This is a genomic window from Mucilaginibacter terrigena (assembly GCF_004168255.1).
GTDB lineage: Bacteria > Bacteroidota > Bacteroidia > Sphingobacteriales > Sphingobacteriaceae > Mucilaginibacter > Mucilaginibacter terrigena.
Genome location: NZ_SEWG01000004.1, coordinates 107,676 through 119,786, shown reverse-complemented (window position 1 = coordinate 119,786; position 12,111 = coordinate 107,676). Strand labels below are relative to the sequence as shown.

The 12,111-nt window shown below is 44.8% G+C and carries 14 protein-coding genes; 11 read left to right on the top strand and 3 right to left on the bottom strand.

Going from position 1 to position 12,111, the window contains the following annotated elements; translation table 11 throughout:
- The first annotated feature begins 82 nt into the window (after positions 1-82).
- From EWM62_RS10665 to EWM62_RS10655, 3 genes are read left to right on the top strand one after another with little or no spacing between them, the layout of a single operon-like run.
- Positions 83-754 (top strand): DUF4397 domain-containing protein, encoded by a 672-nt coding sequence (locus tag EWM62_RS10665; protein ID WP_129876656.1) that lies wholly within the window; start codon positions 83-85, stop codon positions 752-754.
- A 3-nt stretch (positions 755-757) separates the two neighbouring features.
- Positions 758-1,507: a DUF4397 domain-containing protein gene (locus tag EWM62_RS10660; RefSeq protein WP_129876655.1), complete on the top strand. Its 750-nt coding sequence runs from the start codon at positions 758-760 to the stop codon at positions 1,505-1,507.
- Positions 1,508-1,556: 49 nt separating this feature from the next.
- A complete protein-coding gene (locus EWM62_RS10655; RefSeq protein ID WP_129876654.1) occupies positions 1,557-2,216 on the top strand; it encodes a DedA family protein in 660 nt (219 codons plus the stop codon).
- A 16-nt stretch (positions 2,217-2,232) separates the two neighbouring features.
- Here EWM62_RS10655 and EWM62_RS10650 read toward each other — a convergent pair whose 3' ends face one another.
- The 3 genes from EWM62_RS10650 to EWM62_RS10640 form a co-directional block, all read right to left on the bottom strand.
- Positions 2,233-2,646: a hypothetical protein gene (locus EWM62_RS10650; protein WP_129876653.1), complete on the bottom strand. Its 414-nt coding sequence runs from the start codon at positions 2,644-2,646 to the stop codon at positions 2,233-2,235.
- Between the two features lie 5 nt (positions 2,647-2,651).
- Positions 2,652-3,617 carry a zinc dependent phospholipase C family protein gene (locus tag EWM62_RS10645; RefSeq protein ID WP_129876652.1) on the bottom strand — a complete coding sequence of 322 codons (966 nt, stop codon included), beginning with the start codon at positions 3,615-3,617 and terminating at the stop codon, positions 2,652-2,654.
- Positions 3,618-3,691: 74 nt separating this feature from the next.
- Positions 3,692-4,456, bottom strand: coding sequence for a class I SAM-dependent methyltransferase (locus EWM62_RS10640; protein WP_129876651.1), 765 nt, complete (start codon positions 4,454-4,456; stop codon positions 3,692-3,694).
- A 225-nt stretch (positions 4,457-4,681) separates the two neighbouring features.
- Here EWM62_RS10640 and rpsT point away from each other — a divergent pair, with 225 nt between their 5' ends.
- The 8 genes from rpsT (at position 4,682) to EWM62_RS10600 (ending at position 11,988) form a co-directional block, all read left to right on the top strand.
- Entirely contained in the window at positions 4,682-4,936 is a 255-nt protein-coding gene (rpsT, locus tag EWM62_RS10635) for a 30S ribosomal protein S20 (RefSeq protein WP_129876650.1), read from the top strand.
- Between the two features lie 282 nt (positions 4,937-5,218).
- Positions 5,219-5,917 (top strand): RadC family protein, encoded by a 699-nt coding sequence (radC, locus tag EWM62_RS10630; RefSeq protein WP_129876649.1) that lies wholly within the window; start codon positions 5,219-5,221, stop codon positions 5,915-5,917.
- Positions 5,918-6,054: 137 nt separating this feature from the next.
- A complete protein-coding gene (locus tag EWM62_RS10625) occupies positions 6,055-6,294 on the top strand; it encodes a hypothetical protein (protein ID WP_129876648.1) in 240 nt (79 codons plus the stop codon).
- Between the two features lie 198 nt (positions 6,295-6,492).
- On the top strand, positions 6,493-8,892 hold the full coding sequence (gene pheT / locus EWM62_RS10620; protein WP_129876647.1) for a phenylalanine--tRNA ligase subunit beta: 2,400 nt from the start codon (positions 6,493-6,495) through the stop codon (positions 8,890-8,892).
- A 113-nt stretch (positions 8,893-9,005) separates the two neighbouring features.
- Positions 9,006-9,296: a hypothetical protein gene (locus tag EWM62_RS10615; protein WP_129876646.1), complete on the top strand. Its 291-nt coding sequence runs from the start codon at positions 9,006-9,008 to the stop codon at positions 9,294-9,296.
- Between the two features lie 21 nt (positions 9,297-9,317).
- Entirely contained in the window at positions 9,318-9,611 is a 294-nt protein-coding gene (locus EWM62_RS10610) for a cell division protein ZapA (RefSeq protein WP_067052895.1), read from the top strand.
- 225 nt (positions 9,612-9,836) lie between these two features.
- Positions 9,837-11,402 carry a ribonuclease Y gene (gene rny, locus EWM62_RS10605; protein ID WP_129876645.1) on the top strand — a complete coding sequence of 522 codons (1,566 nt, stop codon included), beginning with the start codon at positions 9,837-9,839 and terminating at the stop codon, positions 11,400-11,402.
- Between the two features lie 49 nt (positions 11,403-11,451).
- Entirely contained in the window at positions 11,452-11,988 is a 537-nt protein-coding gene (locus tag EWM62_RS10600; RefSeq protein ID WP_129876644.1) for an Mpo1 family 2-hydroxy fatty acid dioxygenase, read from the top strand.
- The last annotated feature ends 123 nt before the right edge of the window (positions 11,989-12,111 follow it).

Here is a 12,111-nt window from a genome sequence, read left to right as displayed (position 1 = left end):
AAAGTCCGGCTATCAGCCGGACTTTTTTGTTCACCTTATAACAAAAGCTGTTATAATTGAGTTATATAGCATCTGCTTAATTATGATGAAATTAAAGATACTTGTTTTTATTGCCTTTACAGGCCTGGTAGGGCTGGCAGCCTGCAAAAAAGGGGATGATGCGCCAATAGCTACTAAAACCACCCTTATCAATTTTATAAACGCGTCTACAGATACATTGAATTTTTATGTAAACGGCACCAGGTTAAATACCTTATCGTCATCCTACCCAATCGCATCAACAGGGTACATACAAACACCGCTTGGAGAACAAAATTACCAGGTAAAAAAAATGGGTTCGCCTACGGCTTTATTTGATTTGCCTTTACCCGTAAATTCTGCCAACATATATTCGTTCTTCGTAACAGACGGAACGCTCGAAAATACTTTTACTACAGCGGATAGCCTGTATACCCTGCCCGATTCGGTAACCACCATACGTTTTGCGCATACTTCGCCCAATCTTGGTGATGTGGATGTAACTGTTGGCGATACGGTGAAGTTTAATGCAAGGGCGTTTAAAACGGCAACTATATTTTTAGCGGTTAACCCGGGTGTTAAACGCATACGCGTTTATAAAGCAGGTACATCAGACTTGTTGAGCGATGAACAGCGCACCCTGCAACCGCGCAGGGCGTATACCCTTTTTACAAAAGGAACGTTAACTGCGGCAGGCAGCACAGCATCAGGTACAGGTTTAATTATAAATAAGTAACAAATGGCTAATACAAATAAAAGTAGCATATTACTGGGCTTGTGTTTATTTATAGCGGGTGTAATGGTTATACCTATGCTTGCTTCGTGCGGTAAAAACGGCGTAAGTGCAAGCAGCGGCTTAAATGCAAGGCTGCAGATGGTAAATTTAAGCCCCGATGTACAGCCGTTTAAATTGTATGCCCAGTACATAAAGCAAAGTGAAAATGCCTATTCTTATCCAAACAATTCGAATTACTTTTTGGTCAACACCGTTGATACCCCATTACAGATACGGACCGCGCAAATAGTAAACGGCGTAAACCCTGTTAACCTGCTAACTTTACCGGGGTCTTTAAAGCCAAATATACCCTACACATGGTTTGTTACGGGCCTGCTATCCGATAGTTCACTTACCTCGATACTAACAGTAGATACAGCCAGTTTGCCCGCTAACGGGCGCGGTAAAATAAGGTTTATAAATGCATCGCCTAACAGTCCGTCATTAATTTTAACCGCTAACGATACCATTGCTTTTAAAAATGTTGCTTACAAGGCCCAAACAGACTTTATAGAGCTAACGGCGGGCAGCTATAATTTAAATGTTAGCGCCGCCAATGCGCCTAAAATTGTATTATCCGGTAAACCAAATTTTAGTGTGTTGGATGGTAAGCTGTACACCATGTATTTCTACGGCCTCTCAAACAGGGCCGATAGCGCTACCTACGGAACAAACATTATATTGAACTCGTTACCGCCGGGTACAAAATATTAAGGTTGGGTATCTGTTTTATCTTTCTATTTTTGCTAAAATTTTAAAAGCCTTGGAATTAATACACAGCCTCATCGACTTTATATTACACATTGATAAGCATTTGGTACAAATTACCAGTCAATACCAAAGCTGGACCTACCTGATACTTTTCATGATCATTTTTGCCGAAACCGGTTTTGTGGTAACCCCGTTCCTGCCAGGCGATTCGTTGCTGTTTGCTGCCGGCGCGCTGATAGCAGGGGGCCAATCGGGGCTTGATGTAAACCTGTTGTGCATCATATTGATGATAGCCGCCTTTACCGGTAACACGGTTAATTACCTGTTGGGTAAGTTTTTAGGAGAGCGTGTATTTAAAGAGAAAAACAAGATATTGAAGCTGAGCTACTATTTGCAAACCAAAGCCTTTTTTGATAAGCATGGTGGCAAAGCGGTTATATTTAGCCGTTTTGTGCCCATAATACGCACTATAGCGCCATTTGTAGCCGGGGTGGGGCACATGCCGTTTACCCGCTACAGCCTGTACAATGTTATAGGCGGTGTAGCCTGGATAGTTATCTTTTTATACGGTGGTTACCTGTTTGGGAATGTGCCGTTTTTTAAGAATAACTTTTCACTGGTAGCCATCATCATCATTTTGGTTTCGATACTGCCGCCAATATTTGCCATTATAAAAAGTAAAACCTCAAAAAAGAAACCTGTTAATCAGTAGTATCCTGATGATGGGTTCAATCGTTTGAAACCACCAGGTCCCCGTTTTTATAGGTGTGCATTTTATTATTAAATTCTTTAGTATTGTTGTACCTGCGCCATTGTTTTAATGTGATACGCGTTGGGCCTTCCTCAACCATCATGTCGAGGAAAAATATTTCAAAAGTTTTCGTGTCGACATAAAAATCATACCGGGTGCGGAACATATCCATATTACCCAATCCCACCTTAACCCAATAATATTTAAAACCCTTTTCGGCGGTTAGGTCGCTCATCATTTCGGGCTTAGATGCCTTTGCGTTTTTCATAAAAGATTTAACCTCGGGCAAGGCAGCTATTTTACTTAAAGCTATACGCTCGCTTTTGTTGTTCTGGCAATAGGTTATAGTCGGGATCGCAAATAAAATCAACAGGCAAAAAAGATATTTCACAGTATTTAAGGTTTATCTAAAACTAACATTTTCCCGGCTTTGTACAAAGTTTCTTCTTTATCTATTCTTTGTCTTTCATCCTTCGTCAAATGTCGCGAAACCAACTTATCCAGGTCAGGCTGCCCGGCATCAACCCATGCCGAAAACCAAAAGCTGCCCACGCTTAAAATGCTTGCCCGCATTTGCCGCCGCACCATTCCTCTTAGCAGTTTATGGTAAGCCCGGCTGTAAGCTACCGAGTAAACCTTTACCTTGCGGTTGCCGCGCTGTTCCATGGCGTACTTTTGAGCAGCCGGGAAGGTTTTGTTCAACATTCGCTCTACCCGCAACACGGTATCAACACATTTAAACGAGTTGCGGCTTATTTTAAAAGCCTCGGCCAGCGGGTTGCTGATGTACTTTGCCTTGCCCACATAATAATTATAACTATTGCCGAAAAGTTCGGGCAGGCGGCTTTCCCAAAGCGCGTGGATGCCTTGCTGGTTGGTAAGCTGCCCATCGTGGTTTTGGGTGAGGTGTAGCGGCGTATGCGCATCTGATATGTAATGCGCCAGGTTAGATGATGTTATTAATATACTTGTAGTATCGTGCGCCTTAAAGGCCTTTACCAGCCAGTAATAGTTGGATGCGATGGCCCAGGGCACGGTGCCGTATTTGTTAAGCGTATCTGTCGAGTACTTTGCAGCGGCATCAACCCAGTGCTGCGGCATATCGCGGAAGGGCTGCTTTCCGTAATGGTCGGCGTCGAAGAAGTGGTGCGGAGCTTCGGTGCTGTCTACATAGCGCTTTTTATCGGCGCTAATGGCGTGTTCGGTTATAAAGCCGATGTTGGCCCTGTAAAAGCCTGTCATTCCCTTAGGCAGCGTAAAAACCGCCAGCCTGTTAATGCGGTAATGCGCGAAGAACCCCCACGAAGCGCAAAGGGTGATAACACATAAACCCGATAAAACTAAGGCCAGGCACCGTTTCATGAGGTAAATATGCTTATATAAAAGCTAAAAGCAGAATGCCTAAAGCTCAAAGCAAAATTATCGGGCTTTAATAATTAATGGCTTACGCGCCCAACATATACATTGGTATCGTACTGTATGGTGATAAGGCCTTTATGCTGATACTTGTCAAAAATCGCTTTAAGATCGGTTATCATGGGCTGATAGCCTGCATCATCAATAGTTGGCATATAGGAAGATGAAGACAGGCGCCCTTTTAACCCGTCGAAATCAAAGATCTGCTCGTTATAAAATGTTTCCAAACGGTACGGCTGCGGCGCGAAAAATTTGGCGATGTGTTCGGCATCGATATTACGGTGGTCTACCTGTGCATAATCTTTGCCATGTTTAATGATGAGTTCGTCATACTCCTTTTCAAATGCAGAGCTGGTTTTTCTTTCGTTCCATATCAGGGCAACCATACCACCCGGTTTCAGGATGCGTTCAAACTCGGCCTTTGTTTTTTTAGCGTCGAACCAGTGGAAGGCCTGCCCGGCAATAACCGCGTCAATGCTGCCGTTGGCCAGGCCGGTTTCTTCTGCCGTACCGTTTTGTGCTTTAAAGCCGGGCCAGTTACCCAAAAGCTCTATCGCCTTATCGCGCATAGGCTGGTTGGGTTCAACGGCAATTACGCGGTAGCCGGCATCTAAAAACAACTGCGTTGATATCCCGGTGCCCGCGCCGATATCGGCTATAAGCTTATCGGTAGTAAGGTTAAAGTCCTGCTGCAAAAAATCAATAATGAGGGTAGGGTAGCCGGGGCGATATTTTACGTAATTGTTTACCCGTTTGCTAAAGCGGGAGGTGCTGTTGGTCGTCATGAAAATTAAACGCGGTTTTAGGGGTTGTTATTTTGTCAGCCAGTTTCTTGCCCCTGACAGCAATGGACAAATGCGGACACGTCCCAATGAACCAATGAGCTATTGAACTAATGAACAACGCGCTATTTATCCACAATTTAAAAATAACGCAAATGAGCTTGCATATTAAAAAATGTGTACCTATATTTGCAACCTCAAAATAAAGAAAAGAATAACAAGCTTAAGATGGCAAATCATAAATCATCCATAAAAAGAATCAGGTCAAACGCTGCGAAGCGTCTGCGTAACAGGTATCAGGCAAAAACCACCAGGAACGCTATCAAGAAATTAAGAGGTACCACCACTAAAGCTGATGCCACTCCTTTATTGTCTAAAGTGATCTCGATGTTAGATCGTTTGGCTAAAAAGAACGTTATTCACAAAAACAAAGCTTCGAACAACAAATCAAAGCTTACTAAATTTGTAAATACTTTAAGCTAATAGCTTAACTTAATAATATTTGAAAAGGGATAGTGCATATGCATTATCCCTTTTTTTGCGGCCTCTCCCCGGCCCTCTCCGAAGGAGAGAGAGTGAAGTCTTAAGGCTCTTGTTGTGTATCTTACCTTTATGAATGCTGCTGCTTTAGCACTGCCTCTGCTTTCCCCTTAAAAGGGGAACACTACTGCCTGTGCGGTTTGTACTTCCGTGAATAAGGGGTAAATAGACTTTGCTTTACCATAAATTCCCACTATTTTAGGCACAACAAATCCTAACCTCCCCTTGGAAGATTATCCCAATAAAATAAGCATAAAAAGCTGGGCCGAAGAAGACCGCCCGCGCGAAAAACTAAGCGGGCAGGGCCGCCGTGCTTTAACCGATGCCGAACTCATCGCTATACTGATAGGCAGCGGCAGCCGCGATGAAAGCGCTGTAGTGCTAAGCAAACGCATCCTGCACCATTACGAGAACGACCTGAACAAACTGGGCAAGGCCAGCATTGCCGAACTTTGTAAGTTTAAAGGCGTGGGCGAGGCTAAGGCGATATCAATTATAGCCGCACTTGAAATAGGCCGCCGCAGGGGCGATACCGAGATAAAAGTATTGGACGAAGTAAAGAGCAGCCGCGATGGGTACAACATTATGCGCCGCCATTTGATGGACCTTAACCACGAGGAGTTTTGGATAATGCTGATAGGCCGCTCAAGCAAAGTATTGGCTAAAGAACTGGTGAGCAAAGGTGGCCTTAGCGGCACCGTTGCCGACCCGAAGATCATCTTCCACATGGCCTTGCAGCACCAGGCCAGCGCCATTATTATGGTGCATAACCATCCATCGGGCAACCTTAAGCCCAGCAGGGAAGACCTCGTTCTCACCAAAAAGATAGCCGATGCAGGCCGCATGCTGGACATAAACGTGCTGGATCACCTTATCATTACCGATAGCGGATACTTTAGCTTTGGGGATGAAGGGCTTTTGTGAGCCTCTCCTCAACCCCTCTCCGAGGGAGAGGGGCTTTGAAAAAAAGTCTCCCCTTTCGGGGGAGATTTAGAGGGGGCTATATCAAACAACCAGCGCCCTGCTACGTTCTATCTCTACAAAACTTAAAACTACAAACCATGATAGAGCAACCAGAAGACCAGGACGATCAACTGCAACAGGACGATCAGCTAAGCCAAACCGAGAACGAAGACCAGATGAGTCAGCAGGATATTCACAGCAATGGCTTCGATGAAACCAACGAGGATATTGGCGAAACCGACGAAACACCACAAGCGCAGCGCGCCTACGATGCTGCCGAACCATCATATACCCTTAACCTGGATGATGATGACAACAGCACAGGCGATGATGAATAAATAATTCAAAAAATAATTCCCTCCCTTGGGAGGGTTAGGGAGGGGTTAATGGATAGCAAATTCGTTAACCCCTCCCTGCTATTACACAATCCAAACAGCCCCTTTTACGGTAGGGAATATTACTTCAAAAACCTTTCGCCTTTTACCTTTAACCTTTCACCTCCAAATCCTATCTTTGCCGATTATCATTCTCCTATAATGAAGATATCGTATAACTGGCTTAAAGAATTTATTGATACCGATAAAACCCCTGCGGAAATATCTACCATACTTACAGGTACCGGCTTAGAGGTGGAAAGCCTGGAGAAGGTGCAGGCCATCCCCGGCGGCTTAGAAGGCCTGGTGATCGGCTATGTAAAAGAATGTGCCCGCCACGCCAACTCCGACCACCTGCATGTTACCAAGGTAGATGTAGGTACCGGCGAAGACCTGCAAATTGTTTGCGGTGCCAATAACGTTGCCGCAGGCCAAAAGGTAGTGGTGGCAACCGTGGGTACAACTATATACCCCACAGTCGGCGAGCCGTTCAGCATCAAAAAATCAAAAATAAGGGGCGAGGTGTCCGAAGGGATGATCTGCGCCGAGGATGAGATAGGTTTAGGTACCGACCATGCCGGTATTATGGTGCTTGATGCGGATGTTCCCGTAGGCACACCGGCTAAAGACCACTTTAAGCTGAACGACGATTACATGTACGAGATTGGCCTTACCCCCAACCGTGCCGACGCTGCATCGCATTTGGGTACGGCAAGGGATATAGCCGCTTTTTTGAAGCTAAGCATAAAAAAACCGGATGTAAGCGCATTTAAGATCGTTAAAAAGGATAACCCGACCCAGGTAATAGTAGGGAACGAGGCTGCCGCCCCACGATATTCGGGCGTAAATATTTCGGGCCTAACGGTGGGCGAGTCGCCCGCGTGGTTAAAAGAGCGTTTGGCCGTAATAGGCGTGCGCAGCATTAATAACGTGGTTGATGTGACCAACTATGTACTGCACGAACTTGGGCAGCCCCTGCACGCCTTTGATGCCGCTGCCATAACAGGCAATAAAGTTATTGTGCAAAACGTAGCCGAGGGCACCGTATTTAAAACTTTAGATGATGTTGACAGAAAACTATCTGCCGATGACCTGATGATATGCAATGCCGATGAGCCCATGTGTATTGCCGGTGTGTTTGGCGGTGCAAAAAGCGGCGTAAGCGAAAGCACTACCAGCATCTTTTTAGAGAGCGCTTATTTTAACGCCGTATCGGTACGTAAAACATCCAAAAGTTTTGGGTTGAAGACAGACGCCTCTTTCCGTTTTGAGCGTGGTACAGACCCTGATATGACGGTATTTGCCCTTAAACGCGCGGCCCTACTCATCCAGCAGGTAGCAGGCGGTGAGGTGACATCAGAGATATTTGACTATTATCCTGCCCCGGTAGCGCCGTTTGCGGTTGAGATCACTTATAATACCATCGACAGGCTGATAGGCAAAGCCATTGGTAACGATACCATCAAAAGCATCATCACCGCTCTGGACATCAAAATAGAGAACGAAACTGCCGAAGGCCTATCTCTTAAAGTGCCCCCATACCGCGTGGATGTAACCCGCGATGTGGATGTGGTAGAAGAGATACTGCGCATTTACGGTTATAATAATATCGAGATACCTACACAGATCAGGGCATCATTAAACAACTCCATCCGCCCCGAGAAAGATACCGTACAAAACGTAATTGCCGATTTGCTGAGCGCGAATGGCTTTAACGAGATGCTGGCCAACTCGCTTACCAAACTGGCTTACTCGGATAATCCCGATGCTGCCGTAAAGATAGTGAACCCGCTAAGCAGCGACCTGGATGCTATGCGCCAAACCCTATTGTACTCGGGCTTGGAAGCCATTGCCTACAACCAGAACCGCCGAGCTGCCGATCTGAAGTTCTACGAGTTTGGTAAGGTGTACAGCATCAAAGAGGATAAGTATATCGAAACACAGCGTTTCAGTATCTTCATAACCGGTGCCGATACTCCAGAACGATGGAACCAAAAGCAAAAGCCGGTAACTTTTTACAACATTAAAGCTATTGTTGATGGTATCCTGAAACGCCTTAAAATAATCGATTTTGTGGTAGAAGATGCTACCTGCGGCAAGTTGGCCTTTGGTCTGCAATACATGCTTAACGGCAAGCAACTGGTTAAATTTGGCCCGGTAGGTGCAGTAGCCTTAAAAAAAATTGATGTAGATAAAGAGGTGTTTTATGCCGATTTTAACTTTGACCTGGTGCTGAACGCGGTGCGCAAGAACGTGATTGTTTACCAGGAAGTATCCAAGTTTCCGGCAGTACGCAGGGATCTGAGCATGCTGGTAGATAAAGCCGTAACCTTCGGACAATTGAAGCAGGTAGCCCAGCGGACAGACAAAAAGCTTTTGAAAGAAGTAAACGTATTTGATGTTTACCAGGGCGATAAGCTGCCTGCCGGCAAAAAATCGTACGCATTAAGCTTTACCCTGCAGGATACCGAAAAAACTTTAACGGATAAAGCGGTTGATGCCGTGATGCAGAAATTAATTTATAATTTAGGCAAAGAAGCAGGAGCGGAGATAAGGAAGTAGTTAGTGATTTAGTGATTGATTGAATTAGTGATTTAAAAAAAGATCGGTAATTCAGTACGTCGCAAAACAAAGCAATCACTAATTCGCTAATTCAATAAATCACTAATTAAACAATGGCCTCAGTAGCAGAACAATTAAGTAAGGTTGTAGAAAAAACAGAGCGGTTAATAGAGCTTTGTGCTGCGTTGCAGGAAGAAAATGACCTGCTTAAACTGGAAAGTGAAGCCCTGAACGTGGCCCTGAAAGCCAGCACCGATAAGACAAAAGACCTGGAAGAAAAGCTGCGTGTATTAAAACTTGCTAAGTCGTTTTCAGAAACAAATGAAAAAAGTGTTGACATTAAGCAAAAAATTAACGACTTTGTGCAGGAAATAGATAAATGTATTGTATTGCTTAAAAAGTAATGCAGAAAGTGAAAAGCTCAAATGGGAGAAATCTCAATAAAAATAAATATTGCTGACAGAGTTTACCCCTTAAAGGTAAACATGGAAGAAGAGGAAATTATAAGACGAGCAGCTAAGCTGATCAACGACCGTATAAAAGAATACCAGGAAAATTACGCGGTTAGGGATAAACAGGATCTGCTTTCGATGTGTGTGCTGCATTATGCAACATCCTCATTAAAAGCGGATAAGAAAGTTACTACGGATGATACCGAAGTAGCCGAAAAGGTTTACCAGTTAGATCATTTACTGACCGATTTTTTTTCGAAACAATAACGTTCTTTACATATAAACGAGCATTTTAAGATTTAACCGCAGTTAAATTTTAAGTTTCACTATTAAAAACTTAACGCTTCAATATCTTCGGATTACAAGAGGCATGCGTTGATCGTGTATTTAACGGGAACCCGTGATCCACTCCATCCGACAAGAAGTTTTTACAATACATGACACTTAGAAGTTTAGTTGCGGTTTTTTTATTATATATAACCTAAATAACCAATGAACAGTATATTATACATTATTATCGGGCTCCTTATGGGCGTCCCGACAGGAATAGTCATAGGGCGTTTCCTGCTACGTAAGCTCTTTAAAGACCAGGAAATAGGGGCTCAGAACAAAGTAAAAAAGATCCTTAAGGAAGCCGAGAACAATGCCGAGATATTGAAAAAGAACCGCCTTTTGGAAGCAAAAGAGAAGTTTTTACAAATGAAGGCCGAGCACGAACAGGATGTAAACGCCAAAAACAACGTATTAAACCAGCGCGAGAACGGCATCAAACAAAAAGAGCAATCTTTTAATCAGAAGCTGGAGAACATGACCCGTAAGGAAACGGAGATGGACAACGCGCGCAGGAAACTGGAAACCCAAACCGACATCCTTGTTAAAAAGCAGGAAGAGGTTGATGTTCTGAAAAATCAGCACGTTACACAGCTTGAAACCATTGCCGGCCTAAGCGCAGACGAAGCCCGCGAGCAACTGGTAGATAACCTGCGCGAAGAAGCGCGCAGCAAAGCCATGGCGCAAATAAAAGATATTGTTGACGAAGCCAAGCTAACCGCCACCAAAGAAGCCAAGAAAATTGTTATCCAAACCATACAGCGTACCGCTACCGAAAGCGCTATCGAAAACACGGTATCTATCTTCAACATCGAGAATGATGAGATAAAAGGCCGTATCATTGGTCGCGAGGGGCGCAACATCCGCGCATTGGAAGCAGCAACCGGTATCGAAATTATTGTAGACGATACCCCCGAGGCCATCATCCTTTCCGGCTTTGACCCGGTTCGCCGCGAGATAGCCCGTTTGGCTATGCACCGCTTGGTTACGGATGGACGTATCCACCCGGCACGTATCGAGGAGGTTGTTGCCAAAACCAAAAAGCAGATAGAAGAAGAAATTGTAGAGATAGGCGAGCGTACGGTTATCGATTTGGGTATTACCGGCCTGCACCCTGAACTCATCAGGATGGTAGGGCGGATGCGTTACCGTTCATCGTACGGGCAAAACCTGCTGCAGCACTCGCGCGAGGTGGCAAACTTTTGCGCAACCATGGCGGCAGAGCTGGGCTTAAACGTAAAATTGGCCAAACGCGCAGGCTTATTGCACGATATTGGTAAAGTACCTGATGATAACCCGGAACTGCCGCACGCTATTTTGGGTATGCAGCTTGCCGAAAAGTATAAAGAACACCCCGAAGTATGCAACGCCATTGGCGCCCACCACGACGAGGTAGAGATGACATCGATGCTATCGCCGATAATACAGGTTTGTGACGCTATATCGGGCGCAAGGCCGGGCGCACGCCGCGAAGTGGTAGAAAGTTATATCAAACGCTTAAAAGAGCTTGAGGAGCTTGCTTTATCGTACCCAGGTGTCGAAAAAACATTCGCTATACAGGCAGGTCGCGAATTGCGTGTTGTTGTCGAAAGCGAAAAGATAAGCGATGCGCAAAGCGAGATACTTGCAGCAGATATATCAAACCGGATCCAAACAGAAATGACCTATCCGGGCCAGATAAAAGTTACCGTTATCAGGGAAACCCGTTCGGTAGCGTTTGCTAAATAATTAGCCCCACCCAACCCTCCCCTTCAGGGGAGGGCTTTTTTATTTTCTGATGGGTAAACAACATTCAAATATTAAAACGCAACCGGTTAAGCCGGGCGATAAACGGAAGATCGACGTTTATTTCGACCGTTTAGATGCCAGTCACCAAAACCAAACCAACCGATTGCTGCACTGGTTTTTTGTACCCTTGATGGTACTGGGGTTGTTGGGTATGGCCTGGGCGCTGCCTTTTCCGCATATTGGCTTTTTAGGTAAGTATAACGGTTATTTCAACTGGGCATCGTTCCTTATTGCGTTTGCCATGTATTACTATTTAAAACTATCGCCGTTATTATCGTACTTTGCGCTGTTTTTACTGTTTGGCCTAAGCTATGGCGTAATGCAGCTGGAAGTTTACGAAAAAACAGGCGGTACCCCCTTGGCCATGGTAAGCGTATTAGTACTGTTTATTGGTTTAACCGGCCAATACATAGGCGGCAAAATAGAAGGTAAAGAGGCATCATTTAATGATGATACCAAACTGTTGGCTGTAACCCCGATATGGGTATTGTACAGTTTAACAAAAAGGTTTGGGTTGAGGTATTAGATTTCTCATCTAACCATGTCATTGCCGTCTGCTCCGGCTTCAGCCAAATATTTGCTGTTTCGGCTAAAGCCAAAAGATACATGCTGGTTTTCCGTCAGCTAAAGCAGACGGCAATGATATCTG